The following is a 21,834-nucleotide window of genomic DNA, read 5'->3' as shown; positions in this document are numbered from 1 at the left end:
ATATTATCAAAATTACAAAATTATTTTTATGCCTTTTCCAAAACTATCGCCACATTACATCCACCAAAACCAGAAGCTGTTTTCAGAATATATTTTATTTCTGCAGATTGATTTTCTTTAATAATATTCAAATCCTGCGAAACGCCCATTTCTTCAAAGTTTTTGGATGGAATTAAAGTATTTTTCAAAGCCGATTCCATAGAAATAATACTTTCCAATAAACCTGATGCGCCTAGACAGTGTCCGTAATAACCTTTCATACTGTTGAGGGGAACATTTTGCAAATCCATTCTGTTGAAGGCGATGGCTTCCATCTCGTCGTTGTAAAGTGTTGCTGTTCCGTGGGCGGAAATAAAATCGATTCGGTCTGAAGAAACTTTCGCTTCTTTCATTGCATTTTGTACGCTCGCAAAAAGTCCGTCGCCGGTTCGTGATGGTCCGGAAATGTGATTCGCATCATTAATCGCCGAGTCGCCTAAAACTTTAAACTTAAATTTTTCGTTCTGATTTAATACTGAAGTGATGTAAACACTTGCAGTTGCTTCGCCCAGATTAATCCCATTTCGGTTTTTGTCGTAAGGTTTGCAAGGCTCGCTTCCGATTGCCTGAAAAGAATTGAAGCCTGAAATCACAAACTCAGAAATCTCATCTCCAGCAACTACGAAAGCGTCTTTGTATTTTTCTGCCTGAATCATATTTTTCGCCACAGAAATGGCCATCACTCCGGAAACACACGCGTTGGAAACGACAATCGGTTTGGTTTTAAATCCAAAAAAATCTGCGAGTTTTTGAGCTAATTTTGAAAGATAAATACCTTCCGGTAAGGTAGTTTCGTTTTTTAATAAACTGATATTTCCTTTCGTTGTGGAAAGAATAAAAGCAGTGTCATCTGAAATCGAATGTCTTTCTACCAAAGGTTTTAGGCTCAACAAAAACATTTTTTCAAGTCTTGTGAAATTCTGATTGTCGAAGTGTTTATTAAATTGCTCTTTCAATTTCTCAGAATCAATTTTAGAAACAAAGAAAGCTTCGTGATTTTCTATGACCTTATGTAAAGCTACGCCGGATTTTCCTTCCAAAAGTGCGTTCCAGTTTGATTCCACATCAAAACCTAAAGGCGTGACGCAGTTATAATCTGTAATGTAAATTTCTTTGTTCATTAATTACTAAAATTTTTGAATCTTTTTTGAAAGCCAAGAGCTAACAGCTAATTGCCAAAAGCCAATTATAATCCCATTTTATCTTTCCAGGCCTGGAAAAACTCGGGATTGTACAGGCATAAATTATTTTCAGCATCCAGAAAAACCTGAATGGTCTCTCCACTGCAAACCAATTGGTTTTGCTGATTAAAAATCTCGTATTTATAAATTAGTTTTGCCGAAACAGAATTGATGAAAGTCGTTACAATGTTGAAAGTTTCTCCATATTTCAAGGGAAGAAAATGTTCGCACGTACTTTTTACAATTGGCGTTACAAATCCAGCTTTCTGAATATCGAGGTAGGTCAAACCGTGCTGTCTTCCGAAAGCCTCTCTTCCGTCTTCAAAATACACGATGTAATGCCCGTGCCAGACGATTCCCAGCGGGTCTGTCTCGTTAAACCGGACGCGCACTTCTTCGGTACAGGTTAAATTTTTAGACTGCATATTGTTTTGTTTTTAACCACAATGGGCACAAAGGTTTTCACAAGGGACACTATTTAAATTCAATTAATTTATTAAAATTAGTCAATTGTACCGTTGATTAATCTCTTGACACCATTTTTAAATAAAACCGAGTTAAAATTAATGAGTAAACCCAATTTACAGTTGCTTAGTTTTAAATAGGTTAAAACTTGAGCAATATGAATGTCATTTAATGATTCTACAGATTTTATTTCTACAACAACTTTTTTTTCAATTAAAAAATCGAGTCTGTAGCCAACGTCGAGTTTTACATCTTCATAAATTAATGGCATTGGTTTCTGTTTTTCTATCAATAATCCTGATTTCCTCATTTCAAAGTGCAGACATTCTTCATAAGCGCTTTCCAAAAGCCCTGCTCCAAGTTGACGATGAACTTTCAATCCTGCATCAAATACAATTTTTGAAATCTCATTTTCATTCATATTATTTGTGTTTTGATTAAGTAACCATTATTATTATGTTTAACAGTTTAATTTAAATGTTTTTTACCACAAAGGGCACAATGGCTTTCACAAAGGACACAAATTAAATTAATTCATCCTTGTGCTCTTCGTGAAAAATCTTAGTGCTCCTTGTGGTTCGGCAAATCAAACACTATTTTGTTTTCTCTCATACAATAAAGAAATGCTGACCATCGCAATATAAAATAAAAATAAGAAAATCAGTTCCTTGGCAATTTCGCCAATGCCACTGTTTCTTAAAATGATATCGTAATAGGCATTCAGGCCCCAGTTCATCGGGGAAAACTGTGCGATTTTCTGCATAAATTCGGGCATCAGGAAAACCGGAACCCAAATTCCGCCAATTGCTGCCAAAACCACAACCGAAGTCGCTCCAAACGGCGCCGACTGTTCCTGTGTGTCTGAAACGGTTCCAATTAAAACTCCAAATCCAATCGCGGCCAAACCTGCAAAAAGCGTGACAATGAGAAGGTGAAGCATTTTTCCGGAAACATCAAACTGAGGTAAGTCCATCAGCGGGAAAAGCCAGATTCCCACTGCAACCATCAGCAAAAACTGTATGACACAAATGATGAGATAGGTGAATGTTTTTCCTAAAATATGAATGTAATACGGCGTCGGACTCACGCGAACTCTCACGCTCGTTCCCTGACTTTTTTCTTTGACTAAATTAATTGACAACGGTACTACAATAAAGAAAATCGCAAACAACGCCCACGCAGGAACGTTGTGCTGAACGGAATTCGGCATCACTTCTTCGTTGCCTTTGTTTGGGGTGATTTCTTTGAAGGTAATCAGACTTTTATTTTCAAGGTCTTCCGTCGTTCCAAGCTGGTCTTGGAAGGCTTTGTAGATTTTTTTATTCTCGATTTCGAAAACCATTTTGTTGATGGCATTCATCACAGAATTTTTGAAACCTGTGTTCGTTGCCGGGTCGAAATAGAGATGAATATCTTTTGCCTTTGAAGCTACAGCATTTGTAGAAGTCGAATCGGTTTCCAAACCAAACGAACTTACGACTGTCTGAACTTTAGAATCGATATTTGAGTTTAAATCTTTCGTTAAATTTTCAGGAATGACGATGGCCATTTGGTAATCTCCCGTGAACACAGCTTTCTCAGCTGATTTTTCGCTGTAATCGGTGACGAGTTCAAATGTTTTGCTGGTTTCCAGTTCTTTTTTGATGACTTTGGAAACTTCAGATTTATCGTTATCAATAAAAATAATCGGTATTTTCGAACCTTCCAGATTTTTGAATGTCGAATCCTGAATTAAAGTAATCGTAATAATTAACAGCAACGGCATCAGGAAAATGATGACAATTCCACCCGAATCTCGCTTCAATAACTGAATTTCCTTGATGAAACTTCTCCACAATTTATACAACATCTCTCAATTCTTTTCCGGTTAATGAAATGAAAACATCCTCCAGGTTTTCCGCATTGGCAACTCTTTCCACCAATTCTTCAGGAGTTCCAGTCGCGTGGATTTTGCCGTGGTCGATGATGGCGATTTTTGTACAGAATTCCTCTGCTTCCGAAAGGTGATGCGAGGTGTAAATAATGCACGTTCCTTTTTTATTCAAATCCAAAAGATAATCGATAATCGCTTTTTTGGATTGAACGTCAACGCCAACAGTAGGCTCGTCCAGAAACAGAACTTTTGGGTTGTGAAGTGTTCCGGCAATCAGATTGCAACGGCGTTTCATTCCGCCTGAAAACTGGTCTACTTTTTTGTTGGCAAATTTCGTTAAGCCCATTAATTCCAAAGCTTCGTCAATGGCTTTGTGAAGATAACCGTTCTTCAAACCATACAGACTTCCGAAGAACAAAAGATTTTCTTTCGCCGTTAAAGTCGGGTAGAGCGCATATTCCTGAGGGACAACTCCGATAATTTGTTTGATTTTTGAATTGTCTTTTTTTGGAGACAAACCGTTGATGGTAAAACTTCCTGAGGTTGGTTTAATCAACCCTGAAAGCATAGAAATCAATGTGGTTTTCCCCGCTCCGTTGGGTCCGAGAATTCCGTAGATTTCGTTTTTATCGATATCCAAAGAAATATCATTAACCGAAAAATCTTCCGAGTTTTTGTATTTCTTGTAGAGGTTTTTTATTTCGATGATATTCTCCAAACTATATCGCTTTTCTCAATTTCTTATAAAAAGCCTCCTCCAAATCTGCGATATGCAACATCGATTTTGAAAGCTGATTGTAAATATCGCTTTTCGAATTTCTATTCTTGTAAACTCTTGCAATATCCACGGCAAAATCTCTCCAAAGGTCGCCGATTGCGGTAATTTCTTTAGATAATTCTTTTAATTCTTCATTTTTTAGAATCACTGCCGCTTCCTGTAAAAAAGCGCCGTAAATAAACCTGAATCCGCCACCGCCGGTTCCGATTTCTTCCTGCATTCTGATGAGTTGTCCGAGGTAATGGTTGGTCATTTTCGTGCCTTTTTTCTCAGCCCATTTCGGGATGCTTTTCGCCACCCAACGCATTGCTTTTACTCCAATTAATGGAACGGGAGCCAACATATTTTTGCAGGTGTCTTTAATTCCTTTTTTGATAGCTTCTTCAAGATGAACATTCTCAGGAATGTGTGTAGGGAAATACATATGACCTTTCGGGGCGAGTGCACCTTTTGCGTAACGAACTTTCTCAAGCTCTGCTTCGGTCAGCGTGGTTGCGAAATCCATCACAGGGTCGCTGATGAGGAATTTTCCGTCTTCCTTTCCGTAAACCACAAGATTGTGGGCATTGAAATGGAATTTATATTCTTCAGGGAAATATGTTAGGTTGAAAACACCAACTTGTAAACCTGTCGGAATGTTTTGTTCTAAATTTTTCTCCAAAGCAGCCTGCGCTTCTTTTGGATTTGAAAATTTAATTCTTTTGATTTTAATTCCCAATCGTTTTGCCGCTTTGGTAAAAATCGAACCTGGCATTGGACGATAACTGAAACCTGGCGCAAAATTCACTTTAAGGAAAGGCAAATACACGAAAAATAATCCGGAACCGATTCCGAAAATCATTGGTTCGCTTAGTTTCAAACCTTTGTTGAGAAGTAGATTGGAAGCAACACCGTTTTCGCAATGCGCTGTCTGATGGTGTTCAAAATTTATTTTCATTCGTTGTTTCTTTAAAACCCCTTCAGAGTTCAAAACGCTGAAGGGGTTATTTATTTCATTATTTCCCGTCAAAATTTTTCAATTCATCTACCGAAATTCCGAAGGCGTCGGCATATTTTTTCAGAGTAGAATCGCTTAGTTTTTTGAAAACGTGTGGTTTTGCGTGTCGTTTCACCGTCCATTGCCATTTGTCAACATAAGCCGCCAAAACTTGAAAATCCATTTTGTTGAATTCCATAAAATAGATGATTGGGCTCACGATGTTGTTGGCGACGTTTTGCTTAGCTTCTTCGATTCTTCCATTGATGAGTTCCATCGATTCATCGAGTGCTGCTTTTTTGGCGTCCCAGCCGATGCTGTTGGCAGTGGTGTAGTTATCATTTTCATCAGTGACGTATAACAATTCAGTCATATTCGCTGCTTGAAGGCTACTTTCGTCTTGAGGGAGATTTTGTTTTTTCATTGAGTTTTAGTTTTTCAATTCCTGAATAAACAAATTGATTTCTGCTCTTATCAATAATTTATCATTAATGAAAGTCTCGCAGAAAATGTTGCAAATGTTTTCGTACTGGGAAATCAGAGAAGCTTTGGAAATGATATTGTCGCCCACTTTTGGCAACGCAAAAATCTCTATTTTTTTGATATTGGTAATGAAGCCGATGACTTTGGTTTCAACATCCGGACCTTTGAAAAAACTTTGTCCAAGAATCGAGGAACACGTTTGCGCCACATTTTCTATCAATCCAGCTTCAACCAATTCATTATTCAAAACAAAAATATTATCAGGCCTTATTTCAAAAGAAGTGATGACGGTTTCCGGGGTCAATTCCAAAATGTAATCCGCCATCAGCATTGGTTTGCGATGGGGAAGAAAATTGTGGATGTTGATTAAATTGTCGGCCTTCAGTTCCATATTTTATTTTAACCACAAAAGTCACAAAAGCGTTTTTTGATTTTCTTTTGTGACTTTCGAAGTTTAGTTTTTTTTATTTCACAACGGTTTTCATCTGCGATTTTGCAATCACGGTTTCATTGATTTTCGTCACGATTTCAACCAAAGTGACGCCCATCATTTCGTTTAGGATTGTTGCTTCAGAAATCAATTGGTCGCCTAGTTTTGGTAAGCTTTCTACTTCAACAGATTTGATGGCGCCGATGTAACCAGTCGGCGATTCCTTACCCAAAAGAAAATATTTGTAACCTGTATGCAAAGCCACAGTCTGAGCCTGATGTTCTATCAAACCAGAAGCCTGGAAAATGCCTTCGCTCACGAAAATATTATCTTCTTTAATCGTAAATCCAGAAACCACGTGATTCTCAGAATAGTCGGAAACTTCGCCAACCATTACGAAAGGAAACCGTTGTGGAATCAGACTTTCTACAAAATCTTTGTCGGAATTTGGTAAGTTGGTTTTCATTAGCAAACCGTCAATAAGGCACAAGAGTAAGCGAATCTTCCACTTTCTGGAACGCAAAGAAGGATTTTTTCACCTTTCTTCAATTTTCCAGAATTCATCAATTGTTCAACTGCGATGAAGATAGAACCAGCACCGATATTCCCAACTTCGGAAAGGTTGTAGAACCATTTTTCCCAAGGGAAATCCAAGCCGACATTCGCAAATTCCTCTTTCAATCCATCTTTGAAGTAACCAGAAGAGATGTGCGCCAAAACGTGGTCCACAGTTTGTGGGTCCAACTGATGTTTGTCGAAAGACGTTCTCAAACTTTCTGCACCTTTTACCAAAATATATTTGTCAAGGATTTTGGTGTCTTGCTTCAAAGCGAAAATCGATTGATTCAACCATTCTTCCGCGGGATATTCCGCCCAGGATTTCAGGCTTCCGTCTTCCTGTTTTTCGCAACCGGAATACATACAAGCTTCGATTTCGTGCGCATAGGAATAGAAATCAATCCATTCGATTCTTAGAGACGTTTCGTTTTCTCTTGGTTTGTTTTCCAATAAGAATGCGCCAGCGCCGTCAGACAACATCCATCTTAGGAATTCTCTTTTGAAGGCGACGATTGGTCTTTCTTCCAAAAGTTTCAGGTTTTCTGCCTCGTGGTTGAATTTGTCCGCCGTCATCCAAGAAGAAAATCTTTCGGAACCTACGCAAACTGCGTTGTTTTTCACATCTGCTTTTACGGAAAGGAAACCGTAGTTCAAAGCGTTCATTCCGGAGTTGCAAAGTCCCATAGACGTGTTGATTTCTACAGATTTTCCAATGTTCAACTCACCGTGAACCATCGAGGCGTGCGAAGGCTGGATTTGGTCTGCAGAAGTCGTTCCGCAAGACAAAAGTTCCATATCTTCTTTTGTGAATTTGTCATCAAACAAACCTTCAATCGCTTTTGCCGTGATTTCTGCGTTGGAATGCGTCGGTTTGGAGTTGGTGTCCAAAGCGTAATATCTGGTTTTGATTTGATTGTTTCTCAAAATCAATGCTCTGGCTTTGGATGGTTTGTCGTTTACCAGTCCTAGGTAGTTTTCCATTTCGTCGTTAGAAATCGGGTCATTTGGTAAGTACGTGGAGGACTTGGTGATATATACGTTACTCATTATTTATTTTAAATTTATTCCTTGTAAATATTCTCTTTGTTTCTTTCTTTTGAACCACAAAATAGGCGTCAATAGGATGTGTGGCACCAATACGATTGGCGAAATCACCCAGATTGCTGTCATCAAATATACCTTAAAGAATTTAATCAGCAAAGGGCGTTTTTCTTTTTTCTTGATAATCAGATTACTCCAAACAGTGAAAATTTTATTGCCAACTTTCTCTACCCGAACAAGAAAAGGACGGATTTCCACCGCGCCATTTTTCACTAAATCGGGCTGAAGATTGGCAAAATCGCCTTTGTCCAAATATGTTTTGATGATTTCGCCATATTTCCCTGCACCGTTGATTTCCTCATCAGAAACGCCGGCGGAAGGCAACATTCCAGATTTTTCTTTTTGTCCAGTGGTCATCCATCGCAAAATGGTAAGAACGCTGGTGTAATTGTCGTGTCTATCGACCAATGCGATGTTTCCAACCAATTTGGCGTTCAGGTTTTTCAAATAGACCTTCAATTTTTCTTGGGAAAGCATCCACATATTTCGTGTTCCGGAGATGGTCACGATTGGCGTGTCTTTCATAATCTGCTCGACAAATCCACTTTTCAAAAATGAAATAATTGGAATCGACGGCGTGAGGTACCAAACCTGATAAGCGAACAAAATCAAATCGAATTTGGTGTTCAAAACCTCATCGGAAGGCGGATAGATTTCGCTTGGGATTTGAAGGTAAGATTCTGGGAAAGTGTTGAAAAAAACATCACTTGGCCAAGGGAAAGGAAAATCCTTTTTGAGTCGGATGTTGTAGTAGATGACGTTGTAATCTGCATTGTTCTCAAACGGATGGGCGATATTTTTTGCAATATCTTCCAATTGTCCGGTTTGAGAATAGTATATGACAAGTATGTTTTTCTGCATTAATAACTAATATGTAACAAAAATAAGATTAATAATTTTATTATTTTCGTCTTAGTACCATAATTGATGCCGAACTGTGTATTAAATTATAATTAGTGGACTCGGGAAACGCATTTTTCCCATTAATGAAAATCACCGTTTCCGGTAAGTTCTGAATCTCAGAAAGATTGAAGGAATCGTCGGAAATCAGCAACACGTCGATTTCTTTTTCGAGGTTTGAAATTCCATTGATGTAATTCAGTTTTCTACGTTTTACCAGATAATTGTTCTCCGCGATTTGTCTTTTTTCTTCGTTTTTGATGAACGTGAAAATTTTTCTGCTCGCTTGTTGCAAAGTCAGGAGAATGTCTTTTTGCCCATAGTCATCAGCAATGTGAAGGATTGTAGCATCTTTTGCGATGTGTTGATTTAATTCAAAATAAACCGATTTGTTTTTATTAAAATCGTCCTTAACTTCTTTTACGACTTCCGTTTCTTTATAAAGGAAACTCAGGAATAATTTCTTTTTGAAATAGTTTTCATCCTCAATTTCGTTTCTCAGTTTCGCAAATTCTTTTCGGAAATTAGCATTGATATTTTTCGCTCGCTCTTTGTAAGTTGCTCCAAAAGACAAATCGTCTTTGCTGATTCTGTCGCCAACTTTCACCGTAATACTTCCATCATAAATAATGAAATCGCCTTTCGGTAAAACCTCAGAATTCCCGTGAATGTAAATCGGCAAAATGTCTAAACTAAATTCTTCGGCCAAATAAAATGCGCCTTTGTGAAAACGTTTGATATCATTGGTATAGGACCTTTCAGCTTCCGGAAAAACAACAAGCGAATAACCTTGGTCAATCTTTTCTTTCAATTTTTCCTTCCCATTTTCGATGCCTTGCGAAACTGGGAAAAAGCCCAACGCTTTCACCAGTTTTCCGAAAATAGGCGAATCATAAACCCAATCGTTCACGAGATAAACGATTTTGTGCGTCGTCATTCCAATCGCCAAAGTATCGAGAAAAGACGTGTGATTGGCAATGATAATCGCTGGTTTGCTGAAATCTTCGTTAGGATTTGAAATGACTTTTTTCTTCACAAATGGATTTCCGTAAAGCACCGATTTCATAAACTTGGCCAAAATCAATTTGATGATATCCAAAGTTTTTCCTTTCGCATTTTTCACGAAAACACTTCCAAGCGCAGAGAACATCAATCCGCCCAAACCATAATAAATAAAGAGAATCAAGGAATGAAAAAACAATCTGAGCGTAATCGGCGACAAACCTTTTTTCTGCCTGTTAATAATCAAAAATCTAAACCAAAACGGATATAAAGTTGAGGTAATGATAATCACGGAAAGCATTCCAATCAAAGCGACTAAAGCCAAAGAATGCAATGCGGGATGTTTTGCGAAAATCAAAGAACCGATAGATAAAATCGTGGTGAAGACTGCCAAAATAATCGAAATTCTGTACGTAGGAAGTTCATTTTTTCCTGTCGTATGTTCTTTCTGCATTGCTTTGGTGAGGAAAATACTGAAATCGTCACCAACTCCGAAAACCAATGTGCAGACAACGGTACTGAAAATATTGAGTTCTAATCCTAAGAAATATAAAATTCCCGCTGTCACAACTCCAGTTAAAACAATCGGAAACATTGTCAACAAAGTCAGTTCAAAATTCCTGAAGAAAACAATAATGGTTAGGAGAATTGCCAACAGAGAGTAATTAATCAAGGTATTAAAATCTCTTTTCAGCAATCCCAAAAAGTTCTCATTCATCTGCTGACGGTCGATGGCGATAGCGTCGTGTTTCTTTTCAATGTCTTGTATGAAGGCATCTCTTTTCTTTTCGTCTACTTTTACCACATTCGAAACGGTGTAAAAACCATTTTCCTGACTCAGAAATTCTGAGATTTGAAGCGCTTTTATTTTTTCATAATCTTTGAGACTTAAAGTAGAATAGGTTTTATTTAAATTTTCATTAAACTGGTGAAAAGCCGAACTGTTGAAACCGAATTTGTTCCCATTCGAAACCAATTCGGAAATTGTGGAGTTCTTCTTATTCTCGTTCCAGAAATTTTGCCAGATTGCTACTTTTTTCTGCTGGTCTTCTTTAGATAAAACAACGTTTCCAAGTGAATTGTAGCTTAAGATTTTGGCATCTTTCTTTTCTTTTTCCAAAAATGTACTTAAGTCTGAATTTCTGGCGAGAGCTTCTTCCTCAGAGTTTCCGTAAGAAATCGTGTAGATGGATTTTGAGGTGATGTCTGACAGTTTTTCAAGTTTCGCCTCACTGATTTTTAATTCTTTCGGAATGTAATTTAAGTCGCCAATATCTTCATTGAAACCCACGTGACGGAAACCAAACAAACACGCAATAATCACAAGCGAACAGCCGATAATCAACGGCTTGTTTTTTTCGTAAGGATAATGCCCGATTTTATCGATGAAGTTGCTGTTTAATGTATCTGATTTTTCCTTCGGATGATACAGTTGTGGGACAATTATCAAAGCTGAAACCGAAGAAAATAAAACCGTAATCGAAGCGAAAAGTCCCAAATCTTTCAAAGCTTCCGAACGCACAAAAACCAAACATAAAAATGAAACTGCCGTAGTTGCGCTACTCAGAATAATCGGTTGGGTGATTTCTTTGTAAAGCTCTTCAATATTGTTGTTGTGCTTGTAATGCGTGAGAATGTGAAGCGCATAATCAATTGTGATTCCAATTAGAATAGCACCAACGCTTAAGGAAATGGCTGAAATTTTATCTTTAATAAAATACAAAACCATCAACGCCAACAAAACAGAGAATAAAGTCGGCAGGAAAACAATAATCGGGGTGAAAAAATTTCGGAAATAGTAAATCAACAAAATCAGCAAAACCGTCATCGAAATAATGACCGTATTTTGAATGTCTTTCTTGATTTGCTGCGCATTGGCAACCGCAATCACCGGCGAACCAAAATAACTCAGTTCAGTTTTTCCTTTAAATTCTTTGTTGAGGTTGTCTTTGATTTCGTTTAACTGATTGACAAATGTTTCGTTGTTTTTAGTATCGTTGCTCTTGTTTTTCGGTTCAATAAAAAGGAGGAGGTTTTTTCCGTCTTTGGTAACAACGTAATTGTCTTCAAGCTTAAAATCTTTGCTGATGTTTAAAGCATTCAGTTTTTTAATTCCGAGAAAAGTAATTCCCAAAGGGTCTTTTTTAATGAAATCTTTCGTGACCAAACTTGTTGGCGAAACCAAAGAAACATAATTGTTCTCGACCTGTTTCGCAATGCTGTCTTTGTTGAGTTTTCTTTCAATTTCCAGATAATCGTTTTCATCTAAAAACAACGGGAGATTCTGATTGACAAAATCAAACGTTTCGGAAATCTCATTATCATTTACCTTTCCCTGAATGGAACCGATGTATTGCTCTAAAGGTTTTGTTTTTTCTAAAAATGAATCAGCCGTTTCGGATAACTGGAAATTGTCGTCTTTCGATTTCTTTTCGATAATGACGATGATTTTGTCTGAAAAATTAAGTTGTTTAAGAACTTTCGCCGTCAGGTCAGATTTTTCACTTTTCGGGATAATCTGATTGATATCTTCTTCAAAATTGATTTTAAACGCAAAAAATAAACACAGAAAAGCAATTCCCAACGCCGTTGCGATAGAAAGAATTCTGTTTCTGGCAATCAGATAATATAGATAGATGAAAAAGCGATGCATTTTTGTTTTATGAAGTTTTTGCTGTTTTGGTTGAGGTTGGTGTTTTAATATAATTTAATATGAATTTTATATTATATTCCAGTATTTGTTATCAAATAAGTTGGCAAATTTAATATATTTTAATTTTTATTAACTTGTGTGACGGGATTATTATTTATATTCGTTGTTAAAAAACTGAATATGAAAAACATCTATTTCCTGTCTCTTTTATCATTTTTTTTCTTTTATTCTTGTAAAGATGACTCGACTGTTGTAGAATCTGCGATTTCTGGGCCGACGGTCAATTTTGATATCAATGCGGTGCCGTACTCCAAACTTTCAACCTATTCATTTTTTTCTGGGGACCTAAAAAACCTGACACCAATTTCGAAAGTGATCCCATATGAGCCTGCAAGTTCTTTGTTTACAGATTATGCTCAGAAGAAAAGATTCATCTGGATGCCAGAAGGTACAAAAGCGACTTATGAAGAAGATGGAAAGACTCTCAATTTTCCAATCGGAACCATTTTGATCAAAAATTTCTATTATACCACTTTACAACCCAATAATCAGGCAAAGATAATAGAAACAAGATTGATGATAAGAAAATCTACCGGATGGATTTTCGCGGAATATATTTGGAACGATGCGCAAACAGAAGCTTCTCTGGTGACCGGTGAGGATTTTACCAGTGGCAGCTCCCAAACGATAAGTTTCAAGAAACCAAACGATGAGGTGATAACTACAGATTACAGGATCCCATCGGAAAATGAATGTTTTGCCTGTCACAGAGTGGATGGGAAACCTGTTCCAATCGGTACAAAACCACAAAATCTAAATACAGTCTACAACTATTCCACCAATAATATAAAGAACCAGTTACAAAAACTGGTGGATGAAGGTTATCTGGCCAGCTATCCTTCCTCCATAGTATCCACGGTGGATTATCATGACACTACGAAACCTGTTGATATTCGTTTGCGCTCCTATCTGGATGCCAATTGTTCGCATTGTCATCAGCAAAACGCCCGCTGCGATTACCGTGCATTGCGCCTAAACTTCAATCAAACCAGTGATTTAACTAATTTGGGTGTTTGCCTCACAGCAGCCGAACCTGTCAACTCCACCATATCAAAAATCGTTGCGCCTGGCAATTACAATAAGTCGGTCATGCATTACAGACTTCAATCCGTCGATGAAAGCAACAGAATGCCTTTGCTGGGAAGAACGGTAGTTCACGATGAAGGTCTGTTACTAGTACAGCAATGGATCAGTTCATTAAACCAAACTTGCAATTAATTACAAAACTTAAAACCAATATGAAAAAACTATTACTCTTTACATCTCTTTGTTCTGCTGCCTTTGCTCTGGCGCAAACATCTTGTGCCAATCCGGTCATTATCAGTGCAACAGGCACGTACAGCGTTCCCGGAATCACGGGAAATCCCGCACCGTCCGCATGTGGCCTCGAATATGGTATTGGTACTGCAGGAGCGTGGTACAAATATACACCTACCGAGGATAAGAATATTACCATATCTACCGTAATTGCGGGGCAGTCTAATGATACAAGAATAATGGTGTACACTGGCGATTGTACAACATTGGCGTGCGTGATAAGCAATGATGATTATTCTGGGTTTTCTGCGCAGGTGACTTTTCGTGGCGCTCCCAATACACCTTATTACATCGTTTTTGATAATAAATGGAGCAATTCTGCTTTTCAGTTCAAATTTTCAGAATCTGTCGTAGTTCCAGATAGGCTTTCTTTCACTTCTCAGGTCGTAAGTGGTGTTGCTGGTACCTACAACAATTGTATCGTGGATATGAATGGAGATTATCTGGATGATATTGTTTCTGTAGTCAACAAAACAAAGATCGTTGTTTCCCAGCAAAAACCAGAAGGTGGATTTAATGATGTCAGCTACACCACTCCAAATACAATTGTAGAACCGCAATGGAGTATTGCAGCAGGTGACTATGATAATAATGGATTTAATGATCTGATCTACGGTTCATCCAGTGGTGTTACGTTTGTAAAAGCCAACGCTACAGGAACAGCCTACACTACAGACCGAAAAACCCAATCCTACCTCACGCAGCGCACCAACTTTGTGGATATTAACAATGATGGCAAATTAGATGCTTTTGTCTGTGATGACAACGGACCAAACAGATATTATCTCAACGACGGAACCAATATGAACCACAACCGAGGCGGATTGGGAGATTTTCCATCTGGAGGTAACTATGCTTCTACCTGGACAGATTTTGATAATGATGGCGACCTGGATCTCTTCATTGCAAAATGTGGCGAAGGTGGCTCTGGAGTTGGAGGAAATATCGATGAGCTTTACAGAAATAACGGCAACGGAACTTTTACCAACGTGGCCAATGCAGCGAATCTTGCAGAGCCTTCTCAAAGCTGGTCTGCGGCTTGGGGCGATTTCAATAATGATGGATTGATGGACACCATGATCGGTATTAATTCTGACACCGATGGCTTGAACAAGATCATGAAGAATAATGGAGACGGCACTTTCTCCGACGTGACCGCTGGCTCTGGATATGAATCTGTAACAGGTATGAGTCGGGAATATGTGACCTATGATTTTGACAATGATGGCTTTCTGGATATTTTAGGAGCAGGGAATACCATTATGTTTGGAGATGGAAACTTCAAATTTACTCCCAACGGCAATCCTTATAATATTGATATCTATCGCAGACCGATCGGTGATCTTAACAACGACGGATTTCTGGATATCCAAAATGGTCAGATCATTCTCTTCAACAATGGAAATACCAACAAATGGCTGAAGGTAACCCTCAAAGGAATTGGAAGCAACAGAAACGGGATTGGAGCAAGGGTCGAGATCTATGGCGCTTGGGGAAAACAGATCCGCGACGTGCAAAGTGGTTCTGGCTTCGGAAATATGAGCACGCTGAATACCCATTTCGGAATCGGACAAGCTACAGAGATCCGTAAAGTGATTGTAAGATGGCCTTCCGGCAAAGTAGATACCATCGATAATGTAACGCCCAATACCACTTTGAATGTGGTCGAAGGTTCTACATTGGCCGTTTCGGATAGTATTAATGATAAAAATTCATTTACCGTTTATCCCAATCCTGCTAATGACATCATTAATTTCAAAACCAAAAAAGACTTTGTTCCTGTCCTTGCAAAAGTATTTGATCTGAACGGGAAAATAGTTCTTCAGACCGAAATTGTTAAAAATGCAATGTCTGTCAAACAGCTAAGTCCAGGCGTTTACGTAATTGTTACGAACGACAAGTCAGGGAATTCATATTCTCAAAAGATCATTAAAAAATAAGCCAACCCAAAATGTGGGATGCAGCCTTCACAAAATTTTTTTGAAGGCTTTTTTTTACCAAAAATCAAAGCATTTGGGATCGATAGTTTCTGTGAATAATTACAAATATGCTATATAAAATAAAAAACGCCTACTTTTGCAAAAATTTTTCAGGATGCCAAAAAACTTAGTGATTGTCGAATCTCCGGCAAAAGCAAAAACAATTCAGAAATATTTAGGTTCAGATTTCGAGGTCAAATCCAGCTTCGGACACATCCGCGATCTGCCTAAAAAAGGAATGGGAATCGACTTGTCGAATTTCACGCCCGACTATGAAGTGTCTGCTGATAAGAAGAAATTGGTCGCAGAACTGAAAGCCTCTGTGAAAAAAGCTGATATGGTTTGGCTTGCTTCCGATGAGGACCGCGAAGGTGAAGCGATTGCCTGGCATTTGGCAGACGAACTAAAACTTAAACCTGAAAATAGAAAAAGAATCGTCTTCCACGAGATCACCAAAAATGCGATCTTGAAGGCAATCGACAATCCAAGAGATATTGACCAAAATTTAGTTAATGCTCAACAAGCAAGACGAGTTCTGGACAGAATCGTTGGTTTCGAAATGTCACCGGTTCTCTGGAAAAAAGTAAAAACCGGACTTTCTGCAGGACGTGTGCAATCCGTTGCTGTAAGATTGGTAGTTGAAAGAGAAAAAGAGATCCGTGAGTTTACCCCAAAACCAAGTTTCAAACTGGAAGGGATTTTCCTTAATAATGCGCAGCAAGAGATCTTGGCGAAATTGAAAAAAGATTTCGAGAAAGAATCAGATGCAGAGAACTTCCTTAATTTGGCGAAAACCACAGACTTCAAAGTTCTGAATGTGGAGACCAAACCAGGAACCAGAACAGCTTCTGCACCGTTCACGACTTCCACTTTGCAACAAGAAGCTTCTTCTAGATTGGGTTACAACGTGACGTCCACAATGCGTTTGGCGCAGAGACTTTACGAGGAAGGATTCATCACGTATATGAGAACCGATTCCGTGAATCTTTCTCAGGAAGCAATCAACGGTGCTAAGGCGCAGATCATCTCAGAATACGGTGAGAATTATTCTAAACCAAGAAATTACACCACAAAATCATCTTCTGCTCAGGAAGCCCACGAGGCGATCCGCCCAACAGATTTCGCTTTGAAATCCATTGATGATGCGCAGTTGAACAAATTATACCAATTGATCTACAGACGAACTTTGGCTTCTCAAATGGAGAATGCGAAGATCGAGAAAACCGTGATTGAAATTGGAAACGCCAAGTTGCCACAACATTTCGAAGCACAAGGTGAGGTCATCATTTTCGATGGTTTCCTTAAGGCTTACGGCATTGTGAAAACTGAGGACGAAGATGACGAAAGCAACGAGAAATTGTTACCGAAAGTTTCCGTTGGCGAAGCTTTAGACTATAAAAAAATCACCGCGACAGAGAAATTCACGAGACCATCCGCAAGATTTACGGAAGCTGGTTTGGTGAAAAAACTGGAAGAGTTGGGAATCGGTCGTCCATCGACCTATGCGCCGACCATTCAGACCATTCAGAATCGTGAGTATGTAGATAAGAGAGAACTTGAGCCACAAACGAGAGAGATCGTGAAAATGACATTGGGGAAATCTGGTGTCAAAAAAGAGGTGCTTCAGGAGAAATTCGGTGGTGATAAGAATAAATTCATCCCAACCGATATCGGTGAGGTCGTGAATGATTTCTTGACCAATAATTTTGCTGAGATCCTGGATTATGGTTTCACAGCGAAAGTGGAGGAGAGCTTTGACCACATTGCAAGCGGCGACCAGAAGTGGAAGGAGATGATGACGGATTTCTACTCCAAATTCCACCCAAGAATCGAAGATGTTGAGGAAAATGCAGACCGTGCGAATGGCGAAAGGATCCTAGGTGTTGACCCGAAATCCGGTAAAAATGTTCACGCAAGGATCGGAAGATTCGGACCGATGATCCAGATCGGAGAACAGGATGACGAGGAGAAACCGATCTTTGCTTCATTGATGGCACATCAGAATATTGCAACCATCACTTTGGAAGACGCTCTGGAAGTGTTCAGACTGCCTTTTGATTTGAAAGAAGTGGACGGACAACCGGTTGCTGTAGGTGTTGGAAGATTCGGACCTTATGTGAAATGGGGCGAGACCTACATCAGCATTCCGAAAGGTGAAGACCCGCTTTCCGTAGATCAAAACCGTGCGGAGGAGATCATCAACGAAAAGAAAGTGGCAGACGCGCCAATCGCAAGCTACAAAGGTGAACCAGTAACAAAGGGAACGGGAAGATTCGGTCCATTTATCAAATACCAAAGTATCTTCATCAACGTTCCGAAACGTTATAATTTTGATAATCTGTCCCAAAGCGACATCAATGAACTCATCGATGCGAAACTGGAGAAAGAGGCGAACCGATACATCCAGCATTGGGAAGCGGAAAAGATCTCCATCGAAAATGCGAGATGGGGACCAATCGTGAAACACGGCAAGAACATCCACAAGATCCCGAAAAAGAAAGACGACACCAAGTACGAAGCGGACGAACTGAAGGACGTTTCCCTGGATGAGGTGAAAAAATGGATCACGGCGCAAGACCCAAAAGCCTTCGCCGAGAAAAAGAAACCTGCAGCCAAAAAGCCAGCCGCCAAAAAAGCAGCCACTGCGAAGAAAGCACCGGCGAAGAAACCTGCTGCTAAGAAATAAAAGTTTTTTAACTTAAAATATTAAACCCCTTTTGATGATCTTCAAAAGGGGTTTTTTCTTGTATCATTTTATGAAGATACGAGCGTGACGCTCGCACCAGCGGGGTATTTATTCCGCTGCGCAAAGTCTCCCGACTTTGAACAGCGGATGTCTGAGGTACAAATAGATTATTCTAAGTCACTAATCTCTAACTCAGGATTTAAAAGATATTTTGGATCCGGATTATTTCCTGTTTTAATAAAAGATATATCTGTTATATTTTCTTTGATAAGATTCTCCTTTAGTTTCTGAGAGATATAAGTTCTGCTAGAAAATATTGGAAGCGAAAACAAATCTAAGCTTCTGTCAAAATTTTTATTCAGCACAATTTTTTCTGCTCGCCAACTCACTCCAAATAAATCTTCGTGTAGAATTATTTCTTGAATTTTAGATTGATTATTTGGATATAGCTTGTAAAGCATATTAATCCTGTTCGATATTTTTTGATTGGAATTACGGAGAGAATATAATTCTAAAATTGAATTAATGTTAAGTTGAATTATTTTTTTGTCTTTAGTAAATTTGATTTCGCTCTTTGAAAAATCTACATAGTCATTATAATCTGAGATAGTATTAAACCAATAATAATGTTTGTATTTAGAGAGTTTATTGAATAATATTTTTCTTTCATTACGATGAATCTCAGCTGGGACAAAATCGTGATTAGGCAATTTGTGATTTTCAAGTATTGATTTCACTTTATCATTAATTATAAAATCTTGTAATGAATACACAAAATCGTTCAGGGAATTAAATTCTTTGTCATCATAAATTTTAATCCAAATTGGAGGTTTTTCCAAAGGAAAAGAATTATGCTCTTTTATGTATTCTCTATAATTATTGATATTGTATGGTTGCTCATAACATTTTTCAGTCATTTCTCCAGCCGAAGAATCATTTACAAGTAAAACTTCATATTTCATTGTTTTCATTTTGCAGTTGCTGAAATTTTTATTTCTTCAAAGAAATAAAAATTAATTGTATATAAATCTTCAATTTCAAATTATTGGTCATTTAAATATACCCACAATTTCCACTCCACCCAAAACCACTCACAAACCACACTTTTACATTCTAAAAGTCTATTGTGCTGATGTGATGATCCGTTTTGTGTCTTCGGTGTCTGATTTCAGAGAAATAAGGTGTGTTATTGGTCTCGGACGAGTGTTTTCACATGTTGAATGTCTAAATTCAAATGAAAACGACTCTTTTCAGACGTTGAAAGTCTTCAAAGAGTCGCTGATGAAGTTATTCAGAGTTCTTACTCTGTTGCAGGAGGAAATCTTCTGGATCTTTGTACAAATCTCTGTTTCAAATCATCGTAGATAGGACCCGCAGTGGCAATTCCTCTATCTGCGGCTTCTTTTGTAGTGCCATAGTAGAACAGGGCAGCAGCAAGAGCCTCGCTTCCGGCAAGGATAATGGTGTCCGAAATGTCGGATGCCAGCTGATCAGCCAGATTGCCAAGAGGACTGAGTGTGGTGACCAGAGCTTCGTCTTTCAAAAATTCTTCTTTGTTCATATATGCAGGGGCAAACTCTGGATTGGTCTCCACATAGTCCTTTACTTTTTGCACTGTAGCTACAGTTTTATCACCCATTTTGAAAAGAGATTTTCTCTCTGCGACAGTTAGTCCCTGTAGATAAGGCGCAAGGAGCGTTCTGCATTCTTGTAATTTGTCTGTCACATCTGCAATCACAGTTTTGGGAATGTCGATGCTGATCTGATTTTTTGTACTCATCGTTTGTGAATTTAATTGGTTAAGGCTTTGAAATTAAAAAATTAAAATAAACGATGGATTTACAAAAGTTAATTTATGGCCGATCTAATGGGTTTTTGTAATAAATATCTTAAAATCAAAAGATTAAATTGCGGGTGATTTGATATTAGGCCGAAACCGCAGGACACTCCCCGCAAGCATTTCCATTAATTTAGCTGAAAATCAAATCAATGAAGGCACCAAAACATATCACCCGCAAAGACTTTTTACAGACCTCAGCCTTAGGCGTTGCAGCCGTGGTCTTTGGGACATCCTTCACCAAGGCATTTGATTTTTCTGAGAAGCCTTACTTCAAACTGAAACCCATTGGAAGGCAGTTTTCCCTCGATGGCTACTACATCTGGTGCAGTTCCCCGATCTGGGGCGACGATGGCAAGGTCCATCTGTTTTACTCCCGATGGAAGAAGGAAAAAGGAATGGGCGGCTGGCTCAATGGCTCCGAGATCTGTCGTGCAGAGGCCAATTCACCTTTCGAAAAATTTGAGCACAAGCAAGTCATTCTTGCCCCAAGAGGTGGCGAGTTTTGGGATGCGACCACTTGCCACAATCCATTGATCACAAAAGTAGACGGCCAATATCTGCTCTTCTTTATGGGCAATTCCAACGGGAAAACCGATACCAAAAGAATCGGATTGGCAACCTCAAAAACCCTCGATGGCGACTGGACAAGACCAGAACAACCCTTGCTTCTCCCCGGGAAAGAAGGCGCGTGGGACGACCACTGCACCACCAATCCAGCTTTCGTGAAAGGCAACGACGGCCAATATTGGCTGTTCTACAAATCCTGGAACACCGCCGAATATGTCAACCAAAAAGGAAGCGTCCGAGGCAACCGAAAGTACGGCTTGGCCAAATCAGATTCGCCACTGGGACCATACACCAAAGTCTCCGAAAATCCCGTCATCGACTTCTCAAATATGCCCAACAATGCCCAACTGGAAGACGCGTTCATCTGGAAACAGAACGGCCGATTCCATATGGTGGCGCGCGACATGGGCTTCTACAACCACGAGTACGGCCTGCATCTCACCACCAAAGACGGCATCCAATGGACAAAACCAAAGGTCGCCTACCTCGAGATGAAGCATTACATCCAGGAACCCGAACCCGCAAAACACCTGAAACGATTCGGAAGGCTGGAGCGCCCGATGCTGCTGATGAGCAAAGACGGCAAAAAACCACAGTTCCTCTTCGGTGCCACGCAGGGCGGCGCGTTCGAGACTTCGACCACGTTTGTCTTCGAGATTTTGTAAGAGCAGTTAAAACCCTCAAACTCTCAAACTCTCAAACTCAATCAGGAGCCGGGAACCTGCTGTCCACTATATCTTTTTCTCGGTGCCATAGCGTAGGCCGAGGCAACCAAGAAAAAGGATGCCGTTCCCATCAGGGCTATGGGTTTGGTCGGAGCATCGACGTTTGCTCGTGACTTGAAAATTGATCTGAAGATCACGGCACTTCGACGCAGTTTATATTGAGCGAAGTCGAAGCCACATACAAAAACCAGGACAATCACAAAAAACTAAAGACATTCTAA

General features: G+C 39.1%; 18 protein-coding genes. 4 read left to right on the top strand and 14 right to left on the bottom strand.

Annotated features, from left to right (window positions below; translation table 11 throughout):
- Positions 1-26: 26 nt before the first annotated feature.
- The 12 genes from BMW39_RS06465 to BMW39_RS06410 form a co-directional block, all read right to left on the bottom strand.
- Positions 27-1,160 (bottom strand): beta-ketoacyl synthase N-terminal-like domain-containing protein, encoded by a 1,134-nt coding sequence (locus BMW39_RS06465; protein ID WP_034973192.1) that lies wholly within the window; start codon positions 1,158-1,160, stop codon positions 27-29.
- Between the two features lie 65 nt (positions 1,161-1,225).
- Positions 1,226-1,645: an acyl-CoA thioesterase gene (locus tag BMW39_RS06460; protein WP_034973190.1), complete on the bottom strand. Its 420-nt coding sequence runs from the start codon at positions 1,643-1,645 to the stop codon at positions 1,226-1,228.
- Positions 1,646-1,722: 77 nt separating this feature from the next.
- Positions 1,723-2,106, bottom strand: coding sequence for a GxxExxY protein (locus tag BMW39_RS06455; RefSeq protein WP_034973188.1), 384 nt, complete (start codon positions 2,104-2,106; stop codon positions 1,723-1,725).
- A gap of 165 nt (positions 2,107-2,271) precedes the next feature.
- The gene (locus BMW39_RS06450) at positions 2,272-3,534 is read right to left on the bottom strand and encodes an ABC transporter permease (RefSeq protein ID WP_034973186.1); all 1,263 of its coding nucleotides are present in this window, start codon (positions 3,532-3,534) and stop codon (positions 2,272-2,274) included.
- Entirely contained in the window at positions 3,524-4,276 is a 753-nt protein-coding gene (locus BMW39_RS06445) for an ABC transporter ATP-binding protein (protein WP_034973184.1), read from the bottom strand. The genes BMW39_RS06450 and BMW39_RS06445 overlap by 11 nt, the downstream gene beginning before the upstream one ends.
- Position 4,277: 1 nt before the next feature.
- Complete coding sequence (locus BMW39_RS06440; protein ID WP_034973182.1) at positions 4,278-5,273, bottom strand: BtrH N-terminal domain-containing protein; 996 nt, start codon at positions 5,271-5,273, stop codon at positions 4,278-4,280.
- 58 nt (positions 5,274-5,331) lie between these two features.
- Positions 5,332-5,736: a hypothetical protein gene (locus tag BMW39_RS06435; protein ID WP_034973180.1), complete on the bottom strand. Its 405-nt coding sequence runs from the start codon at positions 5,734-5,736 to the stop codon at positions 5,332-5,334.
- A gap of 6 nt (positions 5,737-5,742) precedes the next feature.
- Positions 5,743-6,186, bottom strand: coding sequence for an ABC transporter permease (locus BMW39_RS06430; RefSeq protein WP_034973178.1), 444 nt, complete (start codon positions 6,184-6,186; stop codon positions 5,743-5,745).
- Between the two features lie 73 nt (positions 6,187-6,259).
- The gene (locus BMW39_RS06425; RefSeq protein WP_034973177.1) at positions 6,260-6,691 is read right to left on the bottom strand and encodes a hypothetical protein; all 432 of its coding nucleotides are present in this window, start codon (positions 6,689-6,691) and stop codon (positions 6,260-6,262) included.
- Positions 6,691-7,830, bottom strand: a complete 1,140-nt coding sequence (locus BMW39_RS06420) for a beta-ketoacyl-ACP synthase III (protein ID WP_034973175.1) — start codon at positions 7,828-7,830, stop codon at positions 6,691-6,693. The genes BMW39_RS06425 and BMW39_RS06420 overlap by 1 nt, the downstream gene beginning before the upstream one ends.
- 3 nt (positions 7,831-7,833) lie before the next feature.
- On the bottom strand, positions 7,834-8,745 hold the full coding sequence (locus BMW39_RS06415; protein ID WP_034973173.1) for a hypothetical protein: 912 nt from the start codon (positions 8,743-8,745) through the stop codon (positions 7,834-7,836).
- Between the two features lie 40 nt (positions 8,746-8,785).
- Positions 8,786-12,439 carry an MMPL family transporter gene (locus BMW39_RS06410; RefSeq protein ID WP_034973172.1) on the bottom strand — a complete coding sequence of 1,218 codons (3,654 nt, stop codon included), beginning with the start codon at positions 12,437-12,439 and terminating at the stop codon, positions 8,786-8,788.
- A gap of 180 nt (positions 12,440-12,619) precedes the next feature.
- On the opposite strand from BMW39_RS06410, the gene BMW39_RS06405 reads away from it, so the two are divergent.
- From BMW39_RS06405 to topA, 3 genes are all read left to right on the top strand, one after another.
- Positions 12,620-13,717 (top strand): hypothetical protein, encoded by a 1,098-nt coding sequence (locus BMW39_RS06405; protein WP_034973170.1) that lies wholly within the window; start codon positions 12,620-12,622, stop codon positions 13,715-13,717.
- A 20-nt stretch (positions 13,718-13,737) separates the two neighbouring features.
- Positions 13,738-15,756, top strand: a complete 2,019-nt coding sequence (locus BMW39_RS06400) for an FG-GAP-like repeat-containing protein (protein WP_074719323.1) — start codon at positions 13,738-13,740, stop codon at positions 15,754-15,756.
- Positions 15,757-15,910: 154 nt separating this feature from the next.
- Positions 15,911-18,481 carry a type I DNA topoisomerase gene (topA, locus tag BMW39_RS06395; RefSeq protein WP_034973169.1) on the top strand — a complete coding sequence of 857 codons (2,571 nt, stop codon included), beginning with the start codon at positions 15,911-15,913 and terminating at the stop codon, positions 18,479-18,481.
- A 167-nt stretch (positions 18,482-18,648) separates the two neighbouring features.
- Here the strand turns inward: topA and BMW39_RS06390 are convergent, their stop codons facing one another.
- Both BMW39_RS06390 and BMW39_RS06385 read right to left on the bottom strand, forming a co-directional pair.
- The gene (locus tag BMW39_RS06390; protein WP_131474268.1) at positions 18,649-19,443 is read right to left on the bottom strand and encodes a hypothetical protein; all 795 of its coding nucleotides are present in this window, start codon (positions 19,441-19,443) and stop codon (positions 18,649-18,651) included.
- Positions 19,444-19,781: 338 nt separating this feature from the next.
- A complete protein-coding gene (locus BMW39_RS06385; protein WP_034973167.1) occupies positions 19,782-20,261 on the bottom strand; it encodes a hypothetical protein in 480 nt (159 codons plus the stop codon).
- Positions 20,262-20,470: 209 nt separating this feature from the next.
- On the opposite strand from BMW39_RS06385, the gene BMW39_RS06380 reads away from it, so the two are divergent.
- The gene (locus BMW39_RS06380) at positions 20,471-21,553 is read left to right on the top strand and encodes a glycoside hydrolase family protein (RefSeq protein WP_034973165.1); all 1,083 of its coding nucleotides are present in this window, start codon (positions 20,471-20,473) and stop codon (positions 21,551-21,553) included.
- Positions 21,554-21,834: the final 281 nt, after the last annotated feature.

The organism is Epilithonimonas lactis (assembly GCF_900110605.1).
Lineage (GTDB): Bacteria > Bacteroidota > Bacteroidia > Flavobacteriales > Weeksellaceae > Epilithonimonas > Epilithonimonas lactis.
Note: the sequence above shows the minus strand (reverse complement) of the source record. Positions and strands in the feature narration are given on the sequence as shown.